Annotated in this window: 20 protein-coding genes; 7 read left to right on the top strand and 13 right to left on the bottom strand. The window is 61.2% G+C overall.

Going from position 1 to position 20,395, the window contains the following annotated elements; all coding sequences use genetic code 11:
• The first annotated feature begins 2 nt into the window (after positions 1-2).
• Positions 3-803 (top strand): nitrite transporter NirC, encoded by an 801-nt coding sequence (gene nirC / locus GT753_RS22020; RefSeq protein WP_021504771.1) that lies wholly within the window; start codon positions 3-5, stop codon positions 801-803.
• Positions 804-853: 50 nt separating this feature from the next.
• Positions 854-2,257: a siroheme synthase CysG gene (cysG, locus tag GT753_RS22015; RefSeq protein WP_160125954.1), complete on the top strand. Its 1,404-nt coding sequence runs from the start codon at positions 854-856 to the stop codon at positions 2,255-2,257.
• A 51-nt stretch (positions 2,258-2,308) separates the two neighbouring features.
• Here cysG and trpS read toward each other — a convergent pair whose 3' ends face one another.
• The 12 genes from trpS to pilM form a co-directional block, all read right to left on the bottom strand.
• Positions 2,309-3,316 carry a tryptophan--tRNA ligase gene (gene trpS / locus GT753_RS22010; RefSeq protein ID WP_004930324.1) on the bottom strand — a complete coding sequence of 336 codons (1,008 nt, stop codon included), beginning with the start codon at positions 3,314-3,316 and terminating at the stop codon, positions 2,309-2,311.
• A 2-nt stretch (positions 3,317-3,318) separates the two neighbouring features.
• The gene (locus GT753_RS22005) at positions 3,319-4,017 is read right to left on the bottom strand and encodes a phosphoglycolate phosphatase (RefSeq protein ID WP_015379295.1); all 699 of its coding nucleotides are present in this window, start codon (positions 4,015-4,017) and stop codon (positions 3,319-3,321) included.
• Positions 4,010-4,687, bottom strand: a complete 678-nt coding sequence (gene rpe, locus GT753_RS22000) for a ribulose-phosphate 3-epimerase (RefSeq protein WP_004930320.1) — start codon at positions 4,685-4,687, stop codon at positions 4,010-4,012. The genes GT753_RS22005 and rpe overlap by 8 nt, the downstream gene beginning before the upstream one ends.
• 51 nt (positions 4,688-4,738) lie before the next feature.
• Positions 4,739-5,551 (bottom strand): adenine-specific DNA-methyltransferase, encoded by an 813-nt coding sequence (dam, locus tag GT753_RS21995; RefSeq protein ID WP_004930319.1) that lies wholly within the window; start codon positions 5,549-5,551, stop codon positions 4,739-4,741.
• 84 nt (positions 5,552-5,635) lie between these two features.
• Complete coding sequence (locus GT753_RS21990; protein WP_021504768.1) at positions 5,636-6,649, bottom strand: SPOR domain-containing protein; 1,014 nt, start codon at positions 6,647-6,649, stop codon at positions 5,636-5,638.
• A gap of 156 nt (positions 6,650-6,805) precedes the next feature.
• Positions 6,806-7,906, bottom strand: coding sequence for a 3-dehydroquinate synthase (gene aroB / locus GT753_RS21985; RefSeq protein ID WP_160125953.1), 1,101 nt, complete (start codon positions 7,904-7,906; stop codon positions 6,806-6,808).
• 106 nt (positions 7,907-8,012) lie between these two features.
• A complete protein-coding gene (gene aroK / locus GT753_RS21980) occupies positions 8,013-8,534 on the bottom strand; it encodes a shikimate kinase AroK (protein WP_004391482.1) in 522 nt (173 codons plus the stop codon).
• 349 nt (positions 8,535-8,883) lie between these two features.
• Complete coding sequence (gene hofQ, locus GT753_RS21975; RefSeq protein ID WP_015379298.1) at positions 8,884-10,128, bottom strand: DNA uptake porin HofQ; 1,245 nt, start codon at positions 10,126-10,128, stop codon at positions 8,884-8,886.
• Positions 10,125-10,484 carry a HofP DNA utilization family protein gene (locus tag GT753_RS21970; protein ID WP_031300059.1) on the bottom strand — a complete coding sequence of 120 codons (360 nt, stop codon included), beginning with the start codon at positions 10,482-10,484 and terminating at the stop codon, positions 10,125-10,127. Before GT753_RS21970 ends, hofQ begins: the two co-directional genes overlap by 4 nt.
• Positions 10,477-10,971, bottom strand: a complete 495-nt coding sequence (locus GT753_RS21965; protein ID WP_075684667.1) for a hypothetical protein — start codon at positions 10,969-10,971, stop codon at positions 10,477-10,479. Before GT753_RS21965 ends, GT753_RS21970 begins: the two co-directional genes overlap by 8 nt.
• On the bottom strand, positions 10,964-11,503 hold the full coding sequence (locus GT753_RS21960) for a PilN domain-containing protein (protein ID WP_015379301.1): 540 nt from the start codon (positions 11,501-11,503) through the stop codon (positions 10,964-10,966). Before GT753_RS21960 ends, GT753_RS21965 begins: the two co-directional genes overlap by 8 nt.
• Positions 11,503-12,336: a pilus assembly protein PilM gene (gene pilM / locus GT753_RS21955; protein WP_015379302.1), complete on the bottom strand. Its 834-nt coding sequence runs from the start codon at positions 12,334-12,336 to the stop codon at positions 11,503-11,505. The genes GT753_RS21960 and pilM overlap by 1 nt, the downstream gene beginning before the upstream one ends.
• A 121-nt stretch (positions 12,337-12,457) precedes the next feature.
• Between pilM and mrcA the strand changes: the two genes are divergently transcribed.
• Positions 12,458-15,016: a peptidoglycan glycosyltransferase/peptidoglycan DD-transpeptidase MrcA gene (mrcA, locus tag GT753_RS21950; protein WP_031300057.1), complete on the top strand. Its 2,559-nt coding sequence runs from the start codon at positions 12,458-12,460 to the stop codon at positions 15,014-15,016.
• Positions 15,017-15,067: 51 nt separating this feature from the next.
• On the opposite strand, the gene nudE is transcribed toward mrcA, so the two are convergent.
• Entirely contained in the window at positions 15,068-15,622 is a 555-nt protein-coding gene (nudE, locus tag GT753_RS21945) for an ADP compounds hydrolase NudE (protein ID WP_015379304.1), read from the bottom strand.
• A 445-nt stretch (positions 15,623-16,067) separates the two neighbouring features.
• On the opposite strand from nudE, the gene GT753_RS21940 reads away from it, so the two are divergent.
• The 4 genes from GT753_RS21940 (at position 16,068) to hslO (ending at position 20,290) form a co-directional block, all read left to right on the top strand.
• The gene (locus GT753_RS21940) at positions 16,068-18,203 is read left to right on the top strand and encodes an intracellular growth attenuator family protein (protein WP_015379305.1); all 2,136 of its coding nucleotides are present in this window, start codon (positions 16,068-16,070) and stop codon (positions 18,201-18,203) included.
• A gap of 98 nt (positions 18,204-18,301) precedes the next feature.
• Positions 18,302-18,982 (top strand): GMP/IMP nucleotidase, encoded by a 681-nt coding sequence (yrfG, locus tag GT753_RS21935; RefSeq protein WP_004930298.1) that lies wholly within the window; start codon positions 18,302-18,304, stop codon positions 18,980-18,982.
• On the top strand, positions 18,979-19,386 hold the full coding sequence (gene hslR / locus GT753_RS21930) for a ribosome-associated heat shock protein Hsp15 (protein ID WP_015379306.1): 408 nt from the start codon (positions 18,979-18,981) through the stop codon (positions 19,384-19,386). Before yrfG ends, hslR begins: the two co-directional genes overlap by 4 nt.
• 25 nt (positions 19,387-19,411) lie before the next feature.
• Positions 19,412-20,290 carry an Hsp33 family molecular chaperone HslO gene (gene hslO, locus GT753_RS21925; protein ID WP_015379307.1) on the top strand — a complete coding sequence of 293 codons (879 nt, stop codon included), beginning with the start codon at positions 19,412-19,414 and terminating at the stop codon, positions 20,288-20,290.
• The last annotated feature ends 105 nt before the right edge of the window (positions 20,291-20,395 follow it).

Here is a 20,395-nt window from a genome sequence, read left to right as displayed (position 1 = left end):
ACATGTTTACCGATACGATCAACAAATGCGCCGCCAACGCGGCGCGCATCGTCCGCCTGGCGAAGGAGAGCCCGCTCGGCTTTTGGATCAGTTCGGCGATGGCGGGCGCCTACGTCGGCCTCGGCATCATCCTGATCTTCACCCTCGGCAACCTGGTCGACCCAAGCATACGGCCGCTGGTGATGGGCGCCACCTTCGGCATCGCGCTGACGCTGGTGATCATCGCCGGTTCCGAGCTGTTCACCGGCCATACGATGTTCCTGACGCTCGGCGTCAAAGCCGGCACCATCCGCCAGAGCCAGATGTGGGCGGTGCTGCCGCAAACCTGGCTCGGCAACCTGCTCGGCTCGGTGCTGGTGGCGCTGATGTATTACTACGGCGGCGGCAGCCTGCTGCCGGTGGATACCAGCCTGGTGCACAGCGCCGCGCTGGCGAAAACCACCGCGCCGGCCGAAGTGCTGTTCTTCAAGGGCGTGCTGTGCAACTGGCTGGTTTGTCTGGCTATTTGGATGGCGATCCGCGTTGAAGGCGCCGCCAGGTTCATCGCCATTTGGTGGTGTCTGCTGGCCTTTATCGCCTCGGGTTACGAACACTCCGTCGCCAACATGACGCTGTTCGCCCTCTCCTGGTTCGGCAACCACAGCGAGGCCTACACCCTCGCCGGCATCGGCCACAACCTGCTGTGGGTGACGCTGGGCAACATCCTGTCCGGCTCGGTGCTGATGGGCCTGGGGTATTGGTACGCCACGCCGCGCGCCGAACGCCCGCAGGCGGCGAAAGCCGCCGCACGTCAGACCGCCTGAGTTTTCGGGGGCGCCTTTCGCCCCCACCCTGATGACCCCGAGGAGTGCCGATGGATTACCTGCCGATTTTCTGCCAACTGCAACACAAAGCCTGCCTGCTGGTCGGCGGCGGCGAAATCGCCGAACGCAAAGCGCGCCTGCTGCTGGACGCCGGCGCGGCGCTGACCGTCAACGCCCTGGACTTCACCCCGCAGTTCCGCCAATGGGCGGAAGAAGGCCTGGTGACGCTGGCCGAGGGAGAATTCAGCCCGAGCCTGTTGGCGGAAAAATGGCTGGTGATCGCCGCCACTGACCGGCTGGAGGTCAACGCGCGGGTGTACCAATGCGCCAACCAGCAGCGGGTGTTCTGCAACGTGGTCGACGACCCGAAACGCGCCAGCTTTATCATGCCGTCGATTATCGACCGTTCGCCGATCATGGTGGCGGTGTCCTCCGGCGGCAAAGCGCCGGTGTTGGCGCGGCTGCTGCGCGAGAAGCTGGAAGCGATGCTGCCGCAACACCTCGGCAAGCTGGCCCAACTGGGCGGCTCGCTGCGGCAGCGGGTAAAACAACGCTTCAGCGGCCTCGGCGCACGCCGTCGCTTCTGGGAACGGTTGTTCGCTCACGATCGGCTGGCGCAATCGCTGGCCAACGGCGACGCCGCGCTGGCCGAACGCCAGCTCGAACAGCTGTTCAGCGAACAGCCGGCAGATCGCGGTGAAGTGGTGCTGGTGGGCGCCGGGCCGGGCGATGCCGGTTTGCTGACGCTGAAAGGGCTGCAACAGATCCAGCAGGCCGACGTGGTGGTTTACGACCGGCTGGTCTCCGAAGAGATCATGGCGCTGGTGCGCCGCGACGCCGAGCGCATCTTCGTCGGCAAACGCGCCGGGCACCACTGCGTGCCGCAGGAACAGATCAACCAAATTCTGCTGCAGCAGGCGCTGCAAGGCAAACGCGTGGTACGGCTGAAGGGCGGCGATCCCTTTATCTTCGGCCGCGGCGGCGAAGAGCTGGAGACGCTGGCGGACGCCAACGTGCCGTTCTCGGTGGTGCCGGGCATTACCGCCGCCTCCGGCTGTTCCGCCTACAGCGGCATCCCGCTCACCCACCGCGACCATGCGCAGAGCGTCCGCCTGGTGACCGGCCACGCCAAGGCCGACGGTGGATTGGACTGGGCGACGCTGGCCGCCGGGCAACAGACGCTGGTGTTCTATATGGGGCTGTCGCAAGCGGCGGAAATCCAGCGCCGGCTGATCGCGAACGGACTGCCGGCCGCCACGCCGGTGGCGCTGGTGGAAAACGGCACCTCTTGCCGCCAGCGGGTGATCGAAGGCGAGCTCCACCAACTGGGCGCCTTGTCCCTGCAGGCCGCCAGCCCCAGCCTGATCATCGTCGGCAGCGTGGTCAGCCTGCGCAGCAAGCTCAATTGGTTCGCCAGCGAGGAATCGCCCGCCAGCCTGGCGCAAATGGCGTAATACCGACGTAAAAAAAGCGGCCTTAGGCCGCTTTTTTTATTTGCGCCGGCGTTACGCCTGCGGCGGTACGAAACCGACGGCCTGGTAGACCTTCGCCAGGGTTTCCTGCGCGCGTGCACGGGCCTTGGCGGCGCCGTCGCGCATCACCTGCTGCAGATAGGCTTCGTCGTTGCGGAAGCGGTGGTAGCGCTCCTGCAGCTCAGCCAGCATGCCGGAGACGGCTTCCGCCACCGCGCCTTTCAGGTGGCCGTACATCTGGCCTTCAAACTCGGCTTCCAACTGCGCAATGCTCTTGCCGGTCACGCCGGCGAGGATATCCAGCAGGTTGGAGACGCCCGCCTTGTTGACCACGTCGTAACGCACGACAGGCGGCTCTTCCGAGTCGGTCATTGCGCGTTTGATCTTCTTGGTCACCGCTTTCGGATCTTCCAGCAGGCCGATCACGTTGTTGCGGTTGTCGTCCGACTTGGACATCTTCTTGGTCGGCTCCTGCAGCGACATCACGCGCGCGCCGGATTTAGGAATAAACGGCTCCGGCACTTTGAACACGTCGCCGTACAGCGCGTTGAAACGCTGGCCCACGTCGCGGCTCAGCTCCAGGTGCTGTTTCTGATCTTCGCCCACCGGCACCTGATTGGTTTGATACAGCAGGATGTCCGCCGCCATCAGCACCGGATAGCTGAACAGCCCGGCGTTGATGTTCTCCGCGTAGCGTGCGGATTTGTCCTTGAACTGCGTCATGCGGCTCAGTTCGCCGAAATAGGTGTAACAGTTCAGCACCCAGCTCAGCTGCGTGTGCTCAGGCACGTGCGACTGCACAAAGATGGTGCTTTTTTCCGGATCGATGCCGCAGGCCAGGTACAGCGCCAGCGTATCCAGCGTGGCCTTGCGCAGCTTCTCGGCGTCCTGGCGCACGGTGATGGCATGCAGATCGACGATGCAGTAGATGCAGTCGTAGTCGTCCTGCATCTGCACCCACTGACGCAGCGCACCCATGTAGTTGCCGATGGTCAGTTCGCCGGACGGCTGCGCGCCGCTAAATACGATGGGCTTACTCATGTTTAAATTTCCTGATTCTCTAAAGATGACAGCCCAAGAGCGGGCAACAAATCGGCGAAGCGCTCCAACACCCGATCGGGGTGGCTCAGGGCGATCGATTCACCGTAGTTATAACCGTAGGTAAAGCCGACGCTCGGGCAACCGGCGCCCTGAGCGGCTTGAATATCGTTGCGTGAGTCGCCGACGAACAGCAGTTCATGCGCGCGCAGGCCAAGCTTGCCGAGCACCAGGTACAACGGCGCCGGGTGCGGTTTCTTTTCCGTCACGTCGTCGCCGCCGATCACCAGCGAGAAATAGTCGCCAATGCCCAACGCTGCCAGCAGCGGCGCCACGAACGGCGTCGGCTTGTTGGTCACCAGCGCCATCGGGTAACCGTGCGCGGCCAGGCGGGCCAGCGTCTCTTGCACCTGTGGGAACAGACGGCTGCCGCTGTCGACGGTCTGCGCGTAGAAATGGTCGAAGCGTTCACGCAGCCGGCTGCACTGCTCCGGCGTGCCTTCCGCCTCCGCCCAACGCAGCGCGCGCTGCACCAGCACGTCGGCGCCGTTGCCGATCCAGGTGCCAACCCGCTCCTCACCCGCTTGCGGCAGGCCCGTCTCTTCCAGCGCCATATCGATGGCGGCCGCCAGACCCGGCGCGCTGTCGACCAGCGTGCCGTCCAGATCGAAGGCCAATGCGCGGATCGCGCCGAAATCAGCCATGGGTAACCTTCGCCAGCTCGCTGCGCATTTCGTCAATCACCTTGCGGTAGTCCGGCTGGCCAAAGATGGCGGAACCGGCGACGAACATATCGGCGCCTGCGGCGGCGATTTCGGCGATGTTATCCACTTTCACCCCGCCGTCGACTTCCAGGCGGATATCGCGACCGCTGTCGTCGATCAGTTTGCGTACCTGGCGCAGCTTGTCCAGAGTGCCGTGGATAAACGACTGGCCGCCGAAGCCCGGGTTGACCGACATCAGCAGGATCACGTCAATTTTATCCATCACGTAATCGAGGTAGCTTAGCGGCGTCGCCGGGTTGAACACCAGGCCGGCCTTACAACCGTGCTCTTTGATCAGCTGAATGGTGCGATCGACATGTTCGGAAGCTTCGGGGTGGAAAGAGATATAAGACGCGCCGGCCTTGGCGAAATCTGGCACGATGCGATCTACCGGCTTGACCATCAGATGCACGTCAATCGGCGCGGTAATGCCGTAGTTGCGCAGCGCTTCGCACACCATCGGACCGATGGTCAGATTGGGCACGTAGTGGTTGTCCATGACGTCGAAGTGCACCACGTCGCCGCCTGCGGCCAGCACGTTAGCGGTATCTTCACCTAACCGGGCAAAATCTGCCGACAGAATGGACGGGGCAATCAAAAACTTTTTCATCCGCTTCTCCAAACGTAGGGTCGAGTTGTTATGCGCCGGGGTGCCCCCGGCTTAGCGATACAGCGCCAAAAGCTCGTTCACTTTGCTGCGGCCGAGAATATTGCGGCTGATCGTGCGGCGCGCTTTCACCACATACAGCGCAGCATGCTGGTACCAGTCGCGCGTCAGCTCGGTATCGTGATTGGAGATCAATACCGGTACCTGGCTCTCTACCGAGAGCTGGTGCGCCAGATGCGCCAAACTCTGCTGATCGGCAATGCTGAAGCTGTTGGTGTGGTAAGCGGTGAAATTCGCCGTCGCCGACAGCGGCGCGTAAGGCGGATCGCAATACACCACGGCACCGGCCACGGCCTTCGCCATGGTATCGCGGTAATGCTCGCAGACAAAAGTGGCATTGCGCGATTTTTCGGCAAACCAGTAGAGCTCTTCTTCCGGGAAGTACGGTTTCTTGTACCGGCCGAACGGCACGTTAAACTCGCCGCGCAGGTTATAGCGGCACAGGCCGTTATAGCAGTGACGGTTCAGGTACAGGAACAGCAGCGCCCGGCGGTAAGGCTCGGTGCTAGTATTGAACTCTTCTCGCAGCAGGTAAAACTGATCCGAGTTATTGAATTCATCGGCGAAAAGCGTGCGGGCATCGCGCACGAAGTCATCCGTGCGCAGCTTAACGATGTTATACAGGTTGATAAGATCGCTATTGATGTCGGCGAGAATGTAGGCGTCGTAATCCGTATTCAGAAAGACGGATCCCGCACCCACGAAGGGCTCGATTAAGCAGTCTCCCGCCGGCAGATGGCGACGAATCTCATCTACCAGCGGGTATTTTCCACCAGCCCATTTTAAAAAAGCGCGGTTTTTCTTCATGCCGTCAATTAGCTACTTATACAATTCAGAGCGGCGGATTGTACTCTGTTTCAGACAGCACATCAGCGCACAAATTTAAATGATTTATTTTTTAAGATCTTGCTGCACTTGGTGTACAGGTCGGACCCACGGTTTTTTCGCCTGCACATCCGCCGGCAACGAAGCAATGGCGCGCTTCGCTTCTGCGGAAGAAGCATAGTTGCCGCTCACCAGTACGTACCACGGCTTGCCGTCACGCTTGGTGGCGTACACCAGGTAATTCTGCAGCTTCTGCTGTTTGGCGTAGGCGTTCAGCGTATCGGAACGCGAAGCGCTGCTCAGCTGCAAGGTATAGTGGCTGCCCGGCGCAGACTGCACAGAGCTGCCGCTGCTGGCGACCGCTCCCGCTTTCGCGGTGGAAGACGGCTTGGCCGGCGGCGTATACACCGTGGTCGGTGATTTATGCTGCGTTGCGGTCGGTTTGGCGGCGGCAGTTTTCGCCGGCGTTTTATGCTGTTGCGGCGCGGTTCCCTGCACAGGACGCGTCGCTTCGCGCGCTGCGGCACCGCTCATCACCGTCGCCGGTGCGGTCGGCAACGTCGACGCTGCGCCGGTCATGCCTTGGGTCGCCGCATCCACCTGTCCCTGCTGCTGCGACAACGCATCCGCCATGTTGCCCGGCAAATCGACGCGCTGCTGCGCACCGCCCTGCTGAGGCTGCGTTTGCGCTTCGGTCGGCGTGCCGGAGATCGGCGGAACGCTGACGTTCTGCGGTTGCTGCGGCTGAGTCGCGCTCACGCCGTTGTTATCGTGGGTATCCGTGGTACCGCCCGGCACGCCGTTGTTGGCGGTAGTCAGCGACGAAGAACCGGACAGGTTGATATCGCGGGCTCCGCCGTTTTGCGCGCCGTTCTCCTGAGCCGCTTCATGTTTGGTCGGCGCCTTCAGGGCGGAACCGATGCCGATAATCAGCAGCAGCAGCACCAAAATGCCGATGCCAATCATCAAATGTTGGCGTGAAACGGCGAAGCGCGGCGCGGCGGCCGGCTTGCGCGAGCGCGTAGGGCGACGATCGCTGCTATCAGGTCTGAGATCGTCTTCCGGTTTAAACTCGTCCATCTGAAACCCTCCAACTAGAGGCAAAAGCCCACCACCGTAGACCTACCGTGGCACGGGCAGATTAACCCGATGATGGCAAAGCGACACCCGTCGTGCTCTGCTCACTGTATTAATATAGATGCAAATGGCGGCTAAGCCACTGTTACTTAGTCCGATTTAATTACGCGTCTGCTCAGGCAGGCAGGCGGCGATCGACGCCAACACCAGCTCATGCCCTACGCCTCCGCGCACTTCCGCCGCACCGATCGCGGTCGGCAGCACCAGGCGCAGTTCACCCGCCAGCACTTTCTTGTCGCGCAGCATGTGCGGCAGATAGGATTCCGGCGTCATTTCCTGCGGCCCGCAGACCGGCAAGCCGGCGCGCAGCAGCAGCGTTTTGATGCGTTCGATATCTTCAACGGAGAACTGGCCGAGACGGTGCGCGGTTTCCGCCGCCATCACCATGCCCGCAGCCACCGCTTCGCCGTGCAGCCATACGCCGTAGCCCATTTCGGCTTCGATGGCGTGGCCGTAAGTATGGCCCAGATTCAGCAAGGCGCGCAGGCCGCTTTCGCGTTCGTCGGCGGCCACCACCTCGGCCTTGAGCTCACAGCAGCGGCGGATACAGTAGGCTAACGCCTGCATATCCAGCGCCATCAGCGCATCGATGTTGTTTTCCAACCAGACGAAGAACTCGCGATCGAGGATGATCCCGTATTTGATGACTTCTGCCAGGCCGGAAGAGAGTTCACGCGTCGGCAAGGTTTTCAGGCAATCCAGATCAACCACCACCGAAGCGGGTTGATAGAAAGCGCCAATCATGTTTTTGCCGAGCGGGTGGTTGACGGCGGTCTTGCCGCCCACGGAAGAGTCCACCTGCGACAACAGCGTGGTGGGAACCTGAATGAAGCGCACGCCGCGTTGGTAGCACGCGGCGGCAAAGCCAGTCAGATCGCCGACAACGCCGCCGCCGAGGGCGATCAGCGTGGTATCACGCCCGTGCGGTTTTTCCAGCAGCGCCGAAAACACCTGCTCCAACACCGCCAGAGATTTGTACTGCTCACCATCGGGAAGGATCACCTGATCCACCACGACGCCGCCCTGCTCCAACACCTGCCGGACACGCTCAAGATAAAGCGGCGCCAGGGTCTGGTTGGTGACCAACATCGCTTGCTCACCCGCCTTCAACGGCATAAAAGAAGCCGGATCGTTAAACAATCCGGCGGCGATGGTAATCGGGTAGCTGCGCTCCCCAAGCGTTACAGTAATTCTCTCCATGTCGCGCTCAGTTCTCTGTATGGTGCGGCGGTGGTTGATCCCCGCTGCGGCGGGGAACACAAATCAGTTTTCCGCATTGGCCGACGGCGAACGCGGAAAGCGGCAATCAGTTGCTTTCCAGCATGTTGATGATCTGGTTGGCAACCACTTTAGCGCTCTGATCGTCGGTGCGGATGGTGACATCGGCAATCTCTTCATACAACGGATTGCGCTCTTTCGCCAAGGCTTCCAGCACTTCACGCGGCGGAGAATCGACCTGCAGCAGCGGGCGTTTTTTATCACGCTGGGTACGAGCAAGCTGCTTCTCGATCGTGGTTTCCAGATAGACCACCACACCGCGCGCGGACAGACGGTTGCGCGTTTCGCGCGACTTCACCGAACCGCCGCCGGTCGCCAACACAATCCCTTGTTTTTCCGTCAGTTCATTAATGACTTTTTCTTCACGATCGCGGAAACCTTCTTCCCCTTCCACGTCGAATACCCAGCCCACGTCAGCTCCGGTACGTCGCTCAATTTCTTGATCGGAGTCGAAGAACTCCATATTGAGTTGCTGAGCTAACTGACGGCCAATAGTGCTTTTGCCGGCACCCATAGGCCCAACCAGAAAGATATTGCGTTTCTCTGCCATGTTTTTCGGTATTACTAAGACAATTCGTTAATGTTAACCCGCCCCGCCAATCAAATCAGCGGCGGGACCTAAACTGAAACCTCATGAGCGATAGTGCGAGATCAGACGAAAAATTATCTCAACACTCTTGGTAGTTTGGCAACCGAATAAATCGCAATCCACGCCGCGGGAGGGAAACCATATGTTTTTAACGGCGTCTTGACGCTAACAAAAAACCTCGGTGCTCAATTCGGTAACCCTTGTAAGCTAAATCGGCCGCAGCGTCAAACGCAGATCCCCCCAAGGAGATAAAAAAGTGTATCTGCTCATCAACTTTAGGAGATTTGCCGCCCGGCCGACAGGCCGCCGCTTATCCCTTAATCAGAGTCGGCGTAATGAAGATCACCAGCTCGCGTTTTTGCTGTTGTGCGCCGCTTTGTCGGAACAAGCCTCCCAATAACGGCACATCCCCCAACCCCGGCACCTTGTCCGCCGTCTTGCCGCTATGCCGTTGAAAAATACCGCCGAGCACCAGGGTTTCACCGTTTTTCACCGTGATCTGCGTCTTAATCTCCTGTTTATCGATGGTCAGTGCCTCACCCGCCCCGCGGCTGATAGCGCGCCCCGGCATATTTTGGCTGATGTGCAGCGTCAGCGTGATGCGCCCGTCCGGCAACACTTTCGGTGTCACCTCCATGCCCAGCACCGCCTCTTTGAACTCGATGGCAGTCGCACCGCTGGCGCCGCTTGACACTTCGTAAGGGATCTCGGTTCCCTGCTTGATACTGGCGGTTTGCAGGTGCGCCGTCAGCAGGCGTGGACTGGCGATGATCTCCACCTGATTCTCCTGCTCCAGCGCCGTCAGCTCCAGGCTCAGCAAGCGCCCGCTGATGCGCGCCAGATGGAAACCGGCGTTCACCGCGCTGCGCTCCAGCGGCAGGTTGACACCGACATTGCCCGGCCGCAACGGCCGCGCCGGCCTGTCGTCGGGCGCCAACCCCCAACGCACGCCAAGCTCACGCAGGCTTTCGCGGTTGATGGTCACGATATGCGCCGCCAGTTGCACCTGCGCCAGCGGCGCGTCCATTTCCGTTACCCGCTTTTTCAACTGCGTCAGGATTGGCGCGGTGTCGCGCAGCAGCAGCGTATTGGTGCGTTTATCCGCCAACACGCTGCCACGCTCGCTCAGCAACGCGCCACGTTGGGCGTTGAGGCTTTCGGCAATTTCCGCCGCATCGCCGTTCTGTAACGTCAAGGTCAGGCTGTGCAGCGGTTGCCGCTGCGCCAACGCCTCTCGCTGCTGCCTTTTTTCCTGTGCGTCCGGCTCCGGCGAGATCAGTATCACGTTGCCTTCCCGCGTCATCGCCAGTTTGCCCATGCGCAGGGTCAACGCCAGCGCCTGCGGCCAGGGCACATTCTCCAGCCGCAGCGTCAGGTTGCCGCTCACGCCGGGCGCGGCGATCAGGTTCATTTGCCGATAATCCGCCAACGCCTGCAGGATGACCGTGACCGGCGCATCCTGAAATTCCAGGGAAACCCGCTGTTTATCCTGCGCCTGCGCGGTGCCGAGCGCCAGGCACCACAGCGCCAAGCCCAATCCAGCACATCCTTTCATGGTTTGCCATCCTTGTTGTCCATCATGAGCGAGACGTCGCCCTGGCTCGCCGGGCAATCTGGTTCGGCCGTCAGCGCCGTTAACGTCAGGCTACGCGCCTGCACCTGCGTCACCAGCCAGCGCTCGGCCAGCACCCGTTGCTGCGGCCGCAGGCGCAACCATTGCCCCGCCGGCGTCACCACCCAGCCATAGCGCAGCGTCGGTTGCCCGATGACGCCTTTCAGTCGCCAGCCCGCCGGCGACGCCTCCGTTTGGGCACAAGCAGGCATCGGCAGCGGCGCAAACGGGTCGCGCGGCTCAGCGCACAATGCCCATGGCCATAGCAACCACCACCAACGGCCGGGCCTTTTACTCATTGGGTTGATCCTCGGTGGCATCCTGCAAAACCAACCGCGCCGTCATGCCAAGGGACGGCGTCTCCACGCTCAGCTGCTCAAGGCGTAAATCGGTGGGCAGCGTCTCCAGCAGCGCCAGCAAACCGGCGTAGTCAATGCGCAAGCTCAGCGTTTGCCGCGGCGGTTTTTCCTGCCGCTGCCAGCGCAACAACGCGCCTCCCGCCCGTTGCAGCACGCTCGCCAGATCGCCGGTGGTGGACGGAGGTAGCGGCGCCGCCGGGATAGCGGTTTCCGGCACCTCGTCCAGTTGGCGTTGCACCATGGCGATCTGTTGCAACAGACGCTGTTGCCGCTCCGCCGCGCTTTCCCGCTGACGCCATTCGTCTTGCAGCATCCAGCCGCCGCCCAACAGCGCCAACGTGCCGATACCCAACCCTTGCGACAGCAGTAATAGCCAGCCCGGCAAGCTCAGCCAGAGGCGCAGCCTGGAGGACAAACGGTTATCCATCACGCCCCCACTGCGCCGCCAGATGAAAGGTGTACAGGCCGTCGTCGCGTTGCGCCACCTCAGCCAAACGCAACCGCGGCAACGCAGGCATCCCCGCCAGCCGCCGTTCGAACTGCGTGATGGCCGCAGGAGAGCGGCTCAATCCACGCAGCCGCAGGCCGTTCACCGCATCACTCTCCATCGCCGTGAGCCACAGCGGTGGAGGAATGCTGGAGGACAATTGCTGCAGCAGCTGAAAATAACGCCGGTTATGTTGGGCATTGCTCGCCTGCCGTTCGGCGCGGGCGCGCTGCAGCGCCCGCTGCGCCCGCTCTTGCTGTTGCTGACGGGCGAGCAACGTCAGTGCCGCCAGCTCTTCACCCAGCATCGCCAGCCGCGCCTGCCGCTGCGCCTGTTGGTGACGCAACTGGCCGGCGACCAGGAACAGCGTCAGCAGCAGTGCCGTTAGCTGCAACAGCAGCACGCCCAACCAGAAATAGCCGCGTCGCCGCTCGCGGCGTTGTCGCCAGGGCAGAAAGTTGACCTGATACATCAGCGATCCTCCTCGCGCAGCGCCAGGCCACCGGCCAACGCGAACGCCGAAGGATGCGCAGGCAACGGCGGACGCAGCTGCGTGAAGGCGCTGAGCGGCGACCAGGCAAGGCAACCGGCGGGCAAGGCACCTGCCAGCACGCTGCCGGCATAGATCGGCCGATCGTCACCCGCCGGCATCTGGGCTTGCAGTACCCGCAGCGCCTGCGCGTCATCGTCGCCCGGCGCCAGACCAAAGGCGAACGCGCCGTCGGCCGGCGCCACCCACAGCCATTCTCGTTCGAGACGGTGCATCAGCCCCGCAGCGGGCGGCACGCCTGCCGCCGTCGCCATCATCCGCAGCGCGCAGGGGGTGATATCGACCGCTTGCGGATGCAGGCCAGCCTGACGCAGACAATGCAGCCACTGCTGCAGCTCCTGCCGCCGCGCGGCGGTCAGCAACAGCGCCGCCTCATCCGCCGGCGCGGTGCGATAGTCGAGCGCCAGCGTCTGGCCATCGAGCGGAAACTGCTTCACACCGTGGCCGCCGATATAGTCGCTGCGTTCCGGCTCGCGCAGCCGCGCGTCCGGCTGCGCCATGCGTTGCTGCAACACGCGCTGCGCCGGCAGGGCAATGCGTAAGGAAATATGTCGCGGCAGTTGGACGCGCCATTGCCGCAGCGCCCGGATAAGAAATTCGGAAGGTTCCAGACAGCCATCGCGTAAAACCGCCTGCGGCAGCGCCTGCTGCCACCAGTGGCGCAACTGCCAGCCGTTGCGGCGCCGTTGGGCCGCCACCGCCCGCACGCAGTCGATTTGTATATCCAGCCCCACCTGCCATGCTTGAGGGAACATGTTTCGCAAGCCTCCATAACATCAGATGATAAAAGAACATATCCATGTCGCAGGCTTGCCTTTATACTACCGCGCGGTTGTTTATAAACTGCCCAAATGACTTAGAAATGGGAAATCTCAGGTGAAGTTCGTAAAGTATTTACTAATCCTTGCAGTATGTTGCATCGTGCTGGGAGCAGCCTCGATTTTCGGCTTGTACAAATATGTCGAGCCGCAGCTGCCCGACGTCGCAACGCTGAAAGATGTGCGGCTGCAGATACCGATGCAGGTCTACAGCGCCGATGGCGAACTGATCGCCCAATACGGCGAGAAACGCCGCATTCCGCTGAAACTGGATCAAATTCCGCCGGTGATGGTGCACGCATTCATCGCCACCGAAGACAGCCGCTTCTATGATCACCATGGCGTCGATCCGGTCGGCATCTTCCGCGCCGCCTCCATCGCGTTGGTCTCCGGCCACGCTTCGCAGGGGGCCAGTACCATTACCCAACAGCTGGCGCGTAACTTCTTCTTAAGCCCGGAACGCACCCTGATGCGTAAAATCAAGGAAGCCTTCCTGGCGGTGCGCATCGAGCAGATGCTCACCAAGGATGAAATCCTTGAGCTGTATCTGAACAAGATCTATCTGGGTTACCGCGCCTACGGCGTGGGCGCCGCCGCGCAGGTCTATTTCGGCAAAGACGTCAGCCAGCTGACCCTGAGCGAAATGGCGACCATCGCCGGCCTGCCGAAAGCGCCATCCACCTTCAACCCGCTCTATTCGCACGATCGCGCCGTTGCCCGTCGCAACGTGGTGCTGTCGCGCATGCTGGACGAACACTACATCACGCAGGCGCAGTATGATCAGGCGCGCTCCGAAGACCTGGTCGCCAACTACCATGCGCCGGAAATCAGCTTCTCCGCCCCGTATCTCTCCGAGATGGTGCGTCAGGAGATGATCAAGCGCTACGGTGAAAACGCCTATACCGACGGTTATAAGGTTTACACCACCGTGACCAAGCGGCTGCAGCTGGCGGCGCAGGAATCGGTGCGCAATAACGTGTTGGCCTATGACATGCGCCACGGCTATCGCGGCCCGTCAAACGTGCTGTGGAAAGTCGGCGAAGCGGCCTGGGATCGCAAACAGATTGTCGACTCGCTGAAAAACCTGCCGAACTACGGCCCGCTGGCGCCGGCGGTGATCACCGCCGCCAACCCGCAGGAAGCGACGGCGATGCTGGCCGACGGCAGCAGCATTGCCCTGCCGATGGCGACCATGCGCTGGGCGCGCCCATACCGTTCGGACACTCAGCAGGGCCCAACGCCGAAACGCGTCACCGACGTAGTGCAGGCCGGCCAGCAAGTGTGGGTGCGTAAAGTGAACGAAGCCTGGTGGCTGTCGCAGGTGCCGGACGTCAACTCGGCGCTGGTCTCTATCAACCCGAACGACGGCGCGGTGAAAGCGCTGGTTGGCGGCTTCGATTTCAACCAGAGCAAGTTCAACCGCGTCACGCAGGCCCTGCGTCAGGTGGGCTCGAACATCAAACCGTTCCTGTACACCGCCGCGATGGATAAAGGCCTGACGCTGGCCACCATTCTGAATGACTTGCCGATTACCCGTTGGGATGCCGGCGCCGGCACCGACTGGCGGCCGAAGAACTCGCCGCCGACCTACGACGGCCCGATTCGCCTGCGACAGGGGCTGGGGCAATCGAAGAACGTGGTGATGGTGCGCGCGATGCGCGCGATGGGCGTCGATTACGCGGCGGAATATCTGCAGCGCTTCGGCTTCCCGGCGCAGAATATCGTGCATACCGAATCGCTGGCGCTGGGGTCCGCCTCCTTCACCCCGATGCAGCTGGTACGCGGCTACGCGGTGCTGGCGAACGGCGGTTACCTGGTCGATCCGTACTTCATCACCAAAATTGAAGACGATAACGGCAATACGGTGTTCGAAGCCAAACCGAAAGTGGTGTGCGGCAGCTGTAACCTGCCGGTGATCTACGGCGATACCCACCGTTCGGCGGTGCTGTCCGACGACAACATCGAAAACGTCGCCACCTCGCAGGAAGGCAACAACAGCACGGTGCCGATGCCTCAGCTGGAACAAGTCACCCCGGCTCAGGTACAGCAGGACGGCGACCAACAGTATGCGCCGCACGTCATCAGCACACAGCTGGCCTTCCTGATCCACGACGCGCTGAACAGCAATATCTTCGGTGAACCGGGTTGGATGGGTACCGCCTGGCGAGCCGGGCGCGATCTGAAGCGTCATGATATCGGCGGCAAAACCGGTACCACCAACAGTTCTAAGGACGCCTGGTTCTCCGGCTATGGCCCGGATACCGTGACCTCGGTGTGGATCGGTTTCGACGATCACCGCCGCGACCTGGGCCGTTCGACGGTGTCCGGCGCTATCCCGGATCAGATTTCCGGCGGTGAAGGCGGTGCCAAGAGCGCCCAGCCGGCGTGGGACGACTTTATGAAAACCGCGCTGGAAGGCATCCCTGAGCAGAAAGTCACGCCGCCGCCGGGCATCATCAGCGTCACCATCGACAAGAGCAGCGGCAAGCTCTCAGGCGGTGGCGGCGGCAGCCGTTCCGAGTACTTCATCGAAGGAACGCAGCCGACGGACTACCCATCGCGCGATACCGGCACCACGTTGACCGATCCGGGCGGCGAAAGCCACGAGCTGTTCTGATCGAAAAGGGCCAGAGAAATCTGGCCCTTTTTTTATTCGGCGTGAAGCGTATCAGCGCGACGCGCGCAAAAATGCCTCGGAAAGGAACAGCGCGCTGACGTTGCGCGCCTCACGGAAATCCGGTTCCGCCAGCAGCGCCATCATGTTGGCGATCGGCCAGCGCACCTGCGGCAAGGGCTCCGGCTCATCCCCTTCCAGGCTCTGCGGATAGAGATCGTGCGCCAGCACGATATTCATTTTGCTGGAAAAGTAGGACGGCGCCATCGTCAGCTTACTGAGAAAATCAAAGCGTTTCGCGCCGTACCCCACCTCTTCCATCAGCTCGCGGTTGGCCGCCTCCAGCACCCCTTCACCGGGATCGATCAGCCCTTTCGGGAACCCCAGCTCATAGGATTCGGTGCCGACCGCATATTCGCGGATCAGCAGCAGGTCATCGCCAATCACCGGCACGATCATCACCGCTTCGCGATCCGAAGGCCGCATGCGCTCATACACCCGCCGAACACCGTTGCTGAATTCCAAATCGACCGACTCGACGTTAAACAAACGCGAACGCGCGACCGTTTCCACTTTCAGAATTTTAGGTTTTTGCAGGTGTTTATCCATGATTGCCTCAAAGAGGTTACCCAGGCGCGGACGGGGCAACCGAAAAAATGATTGGCGTAACGCACGGCTCGTTGGCGCTCAAACGCTGACCAAATTCGATCCTGATCACATTGTGCGTTAAGGGCAAGCTCCGCCGCAACGCGCATGAACAGTAATTTACTTTCTTTTAACAAGCGTAGCCAGCGGCCGGCGATTTTCCGTACTGATTCAGCAAACAGCGCGCAAGAAAATAGGATAATACCGATATCGACGACAGAGGCCGGTTGCTAGTATCACGCAGGCAAGAATCAGTGATAAAATGGCCTTGCGTCATGAAGGAATGAGATCCAGAGCGAGAATCTGTTTGTTCCCTCATTAGTTCTGGGTGCCTCCTGGCGGTTTACTCCGTATAATATTCAGCTTTTCATCAGGTTGGCGAAATTCACGGGTGTGAGATGGGGATTGCATGAGCACAATAGTGTTGATATTGGCCTTAGTGCTTGTCTGCCTGATTGCCGCCGGCCTGTACCTGTGGTTCAAGGCCCGCAACCCGTCGGCGCTGGCGCACGCATTGCCGTTTATCAAGCCTGCCCACCGCAAGCTGACCGACGAAGAGCGCGCCGCGGTCGAGTTCTATCTCAGTCAGCAAAACAAACTGAGCAACAAACTGTTGCCCGGCGGCGGCGCTACGCTGCCCGCGGCCAAGCTGGCGCTCACCCCGCAAAGCGATAACGTATATCCGGTCACGCACGCCATCACCCGCTACGGGCTGGCCAGCGACGATCCCAATAAATGGCGCTATTACCTCGACGCGGAAGAGGTGCATCTGCCGCCGTTTTGGGAACCCTATATCACCGCCGACAACCATGTGGAAGTGATCAGAACCCAGACGCTGCCGCTGGTGATTTCGCTCAACGGGCACTCGCTGAAAGATCACATTCACGACCGGCCGCAGCCGCCGGTGGTGGCCGCCACGCCGACCAAAAACGCGTCCATCCGCAAGGAAGAGAGCGAGCATGTCGAGCTGGTCAATATTCGCAAGGAAACGCCGGAAGAGCATGCGCTGAACCGGCCGAACGGCATCCGCGAAGCCGTCATCATCTCCGCCGCACTGCTGCTGCTGTTCTTCAGCCTGATAAGCCCGGTGCTGGTTATCCCCTGGATGATTTTTGTGGCGGTGCTGATGATCGCCTGGGGATGCTGGAACCTGTTCCGCCGTCCGGCGTCGCGTGAGCTGAAAGAGATCCACTGCCTGCGCGGCACGCCGAAGCGCTGGGGCCTGTTCGGCGAGTCCGATCAGGGGCAGATCAGCAACATTTCGCTCGGCATCATCGATCTTATCTACCCACCGCATTGGCAGCCGTACCTGACTCAGGATCTGGGCAAGACCACCGATGTGGACGTCTACCTCAATCGGCAGGTAGTGCGCCAGGGGCGCTTCCTCTCGCTGCATGACGAAGTGAAGAATTTCCCGCTGCAGCAGTGGGGCCGCAACGCGGTGCTGGTCGCCAGCTCGGCGCTGGTACTGCTGTTGCTGTTGATCTATATCCCGCTCAACCTGCCGCTGACCCTCAGCATGGCCTGGCTGCAGGGTGCGCAAAAAGTGGAAGTGACCAGCGTGCAGGCCCTGGAAGCCACGCCGCTGCGCATCGGCGACACGCTGAAAGTGCGCGGCAGCGGCATGTGCTATGTGCCGCCGCCGGCCAACGGTGGCGGCACCGTCAATTTTGCGCCGTTCGACTGCTCCGGCATCTATTGGAACAACGCTGCCCCGCTCCCGCAGCCGGAATCGGAAGTCATAGACAAAGCGACGGCCCTGCTGGCCACGGTCAACAGCCAGCTGCATCCGAGCGGCGCCGATCAGAAGGTCAACCCGCAGCTGGCCAGCGCCATCGAGAAATCCGGCATGATCCTGTTGGATGACTTCTCTGATATCGTTTTGAAAACCCAGGATTTATGTCAGGCAGAAAACGACTGCGTGCGGTTAAAAAACGCCTTGGTCAACCTGGGCAACGCCAAAAACTGGAGCGGCCTGATGAAACGCGCCAGGTCCGGCGCGCTGCAAGGCGTCAACGTTCTGCTGCGCCCGGTGAGCGCCGAGTCGCTGGAAAGCCTGACCAAAGTGGCCACGTCATCGTTCATCTTCAATGAAACGCGCCTGGCCGCCGCGGCGCTCAACAGCCCGCCACCGGGCGGTTTCCTGATCCGCAGCGACGAAGGCCGCCAACTGGTCAGCCACCCGCAATCCTCGGTGCCGCAAAGCGAATACAACGCCCTCGACCAGTGGAATGAGCTGCAGCGCCTTTCCACTCTGCTGTTGCATACCCCGTTCCAGGCCCAGGGGGTGATCACCAGCCTCAGCGTCGATGCCAACGGCACCCGCCACGTGGCGCTGCACAGCGAACCGGACATGATCACCCTGTGGCGTTACCTCGGCACCAGCCTGCTGTTGCTGGCGGTGGTCGTCAGCCTGGGCTATAACGCCTGGCGGCTGGTGCAGCGTCGGCGCATAAATCAACACCGCGTCGCCGATATCCAGCGTTACTACGACAGCTGCTTCAACCCGCAGCTCAATCCGATGTCGATGCGGCCGATGCCCTGAACCTGACACCGGGGCCTCCGCCCTGTCATCTGCTTATGCTACGCTAACGCTATTATTCTCATCTGCGGACCGCCCGTCGGTTCGCCCGTGGAGTTTTTATGGTTCCCGAGTTTGATTGGCCGCAGATCGATACCGTGCTGCTGGATATGGACGGCACCTTGCTGGATCTGGAATTCGACAGTCACTTTTGGCTCAGCCTGGTGCCGCAAGCGCTGAGCGAAAGGCGCGCCATTCCGTTTGACGAAGCCCGCAATATTATTGAGCGGGAATATCAGGCGGTGCAGCACACCATGAATTGGTATTGCTTCGATTACTGGAGCGAGCGGTTGGATCTGGATATCTACCGCATGACCAGCGAAGTGGGCAGCCGCGCCCGGCTGCGCGAGGACACCGAGCCATTTTTGCGGGCGCTGCGCGGCGCCGGCCTGCAAACCATTTTGCTGACCAACGCCCATCCGCACAGCCTGGCGGTGAAAATCGAGCATACCGGTCTGGATCGGCACCTTGATTTATTGTTTTCCACCCACACATTTGGTTATCCGAAAGAAGATCAGCGTCTGTGGCAGGCGGTGCAACAGCACACCGGGTTCAACCCGCAGCGCACGCTGTTCGTCGACGACGGCGAGCCGATCCTCGACGCGGCGCGCACTTTCGGCATTCGTTACTGCCTGGGCGTGCAAAACCCGGACTCCAGCACGGCGGAGAAAAGCTTCCAGCGCCATCCGTCGATGCGCGACTATCGCCTGCTGATACCGGCGCTGGCCAAGGGGGAAGCATGAAGGAAAAAGCGACGCGCGACGACGCGGTCCGGCTGGATAAGTGGCTGTGGGCCGCACGCTTCTACAAGACCCGTGCGCTGGCGCGCGAAATGATCGACGGCGGCAAGGTGCATTACAACGGCCAGCGTGGCAAGCCGAGCAAGATTGTCGAACTTAACGCCGAGCTCAAGCTGCGGCAGGGCAACGAAGAACGTACGGTGATCGTGCTGGCGCTGACCAGCCAACGCCGCGGCGCCGGCGAGGCGCAGCAAATGTATCAGGAAACCGAAGCCAGCATCGCCAACCGCGAAAAAATGGCGCTGGCGCGCAAGATGAACGCGTTGACCATGCCGCATCCGGACCGTCGTCCGGACAAAAAGGAGCGGCGCGACCTGATGAAATTTAAATTTGGTGAGCCGGAATAACCCCTCACCGCAATGAGAGAAGATTATGTCCAACCATGACCAATTGCACCGTTACCTGTTTGAAAACTACGCGGTGCGCGGCGAGCTGGTTACCGTCAGCGAAACCTATCAGCAGATCCTGAATAACCACGACTACCCGGCGCCGGTACAAAAACTGCTGGGCGAGCTGCTGGTCGCCACCAGTCTGCTGACCGCGACCCTGAAGTTCGACGGCGACATCACCGTTCAGCTGCAAGGCGACGGCCCGCTGAAGCTGGCGGTGATCAACGGCAACAACCGCCAGGAGATGCGCGGCGTTGCGCGCACCCAGGCGCCTATCGCCGACGACAGCACCTTGCATCAGATGATCGGCAACGGCGTCATGGTCATCACCATTTCCCCGACGGAAGGCGAGCGCTATCAGGGCGTCGTCGGCCTGGAAGGTGAAACCCTGGCCGAATGCCTGGAAGCCTACTTCCGCCAGTCCGAACAGCTGCCAACCCGCCTGTTCATCCGCACCGGCGAAGCGGAAGGCAACGCCGCGGCGGCCGGTATGCTGCTGCAGGTGCTGCCGGCGCAGGACGGCAACCTCGATGATTTCGATCATCTGGTGCAACTGACCAACACGGTCAAAAGCGAAGAGCTGTTCGGCCTGCCGGCCAACGAAGTGTTGTACCGCCTGTACCATCAGGAAGAGGTCACCTTGTACGAACCACAGGACGTGCAGTTCCGCTGCACCTGTTCTCGCCAGCGTTGCGCCGACGCGCTGCTGACCCTGCCGACCGACGAAGTGGCGGACATGCTGGAGCAGGACGGCAATATCGACATGCACTGCGACTACTGTGGCAGCCACTATGTCTTTGATCCGGTTGATGTTGCCGCGCTGTATGCGGGTAACACCGGCGAAAGCGACCAGTTGCACTAAGTTACACCCTTTCGGCGGGCGCGCCCGGCGCCCGCCAACGCCCGCCGTTTGCACGTTTGCTTTTTTCCGTGTGCTATCTCTCAGATCGTAACGAAATACCGCCTA

The sequence above is a fragment of the Serratia sp. Z4 genome, assembly GCF_009900725.1.
In the GTDB taxonomy this organism is placed as follows: Bacteria; Pseudomonadota; Gammaproteobacteria; order Enterobacterales; family Enterobacteriaceae; genus Serratia; species Serratia nematodiphila.
The sequence above is the reverse complement of the archived record's forward strand: the minus strand, read 5'-3'. Positions and strand labels throughout refer to the sequence as shown.

What these genes read in the sequence shown, in the direction of transcription:
- nirC (WP_021504771.1), top strand. Translation starts at nt 3, where the DNA reads ATGTTTACCGATACGATCAACAAATGCGCCGCCAACGCGGCGCGCATC.
- cysG (WP_160125954.1), top strand. Translation starts at nt 854, where the DNA reads ATGGATTACCTGCCGATTTTCTGCCAACTGCAACACAAAGCCTGCCTG.
- trpS (WP_004930324.1), bottom strand. Translation starts at nt 3,316, where the DNA reads ATGAGTAAGCCCATCGTATTTAGCGGCGCGCAGCCGTCCGGCGAACTG.
- GT753_RS22005 (WP_015379295.1), bottom strand. Translation starts at nt 4,017, where the DNA reads ATGGCTGATTTCGGCGCGATCCGCGCATTGGCCTTCGATCTGGACGGC.
- rpe (WP_004930320.1), bottom strand. Translation starts at nt 4,687, where the DNA reads ATGAAAAAGTTTTTGATTGCCCCGTCCATTCTGTCGGCAGATTTTGCC.
- dam (WP_004930319.1), bottom strand. Translation starts at nt 5,551, where the DNA reads ATGAAGAAAAACCGCGCTTTTTTAAAATGGGCTGGTGGAAAATACCCG.
- GT753_RS21990 (WP_021504768.1), bottom strand. Translation starts at nt 6,649, where the DNA reads ATGGACGAGTTTAAACCGGAAGACGATCTCAGACCTGATAGCAGCGAT.
- aroB (WP_160125953.1), bottom strand. Translation starts at nt 7,906, where the DNA reads ATGGAGAGAATTACTGTAACGCTTGGGGAGCGCAGCTACCCGATTACC.
- aroK (WP_004391482.1), bottom strand. Translation starts at nt 8,534, where the DNA reads ATGGCAGAGAAACGCAATATCTTTCTGGTTGGGCCTATGGGTGCCGGC.
- hofQ (WP_015379298.1), bottom strand. Translation starts at nt 10,128, where the DNA reads ATGAAAGGATGTGCTGGATTGGGCTTGGCGCTGTGGTGCCTGGCGCTC.
- GT753_RS21970 (WP_031300059.1), bottom strand. Translation starts at nt 10,484, where the DNA reads ATGAGTAAAAGGCCCGGCCGTTGGTGGTGGTTGCTATGGCCATGGGCA.
- GT753_RS21965 (WP_075684667.1), bottom strand. Translation starts at nt 10,971, where the DNA reads ATGGATAACCGTTTGTCCTCCAGGCTGCGCCTCTGGCTGAGCTTGCCG.
- GT753_RS21960 (WP_015379301.1), bottom strand. Translation starts at nt 11,503, where the DNA reads ATGTATCAGGTCAACTTTCTGCCCTGGCGACAACGCCGCGAGCGGCGA.
- pilM (WP_015379302.1), bottom strand. Translation starts at nt 12,336, where the DNA reads ATGTTCCCTCAAGCATGGCAGGTGGGGCTGGATATACAAATCGACTGC.
- nudE (WP_015379304.1), bottom strand. Translation starts at nt 15,622, where the DNA reads ATGGATAAACACCTGCAAAAACCTAAAATTCTGAAAGTGGAAACGGTC.
- GT753_RS21940 (WP_015379305.1), top strand. Translation starts at nt 16,068, where the DNA reads ATGAGCACAATAGTGTTGATATTGGCCTTAGTGCTTGTCTGCCTGATT.
- yrfG (WP_004930298.1), top strand. Translation starts at nt 18,302, where the DNA reads ATGGTTCCCGAGTTTGATTGGCCGCAGATCGATACCGTGCTGCTGGAT.
- hslR (WP_015379306.1), top strand. Translation starts at nt 18,979, where the DNA reads ATGAAGGAAAAAGCGACGCGCGACGACGCGGTCCGGCTGGATAAGTGG.
- hslO (WP_015379307.1), top strand. Translation starts at nt 19,412, where the DNA reads ATGTCCAACCATGACCAATTGCACCGTTACCTGTTTGAAAACTACGCG.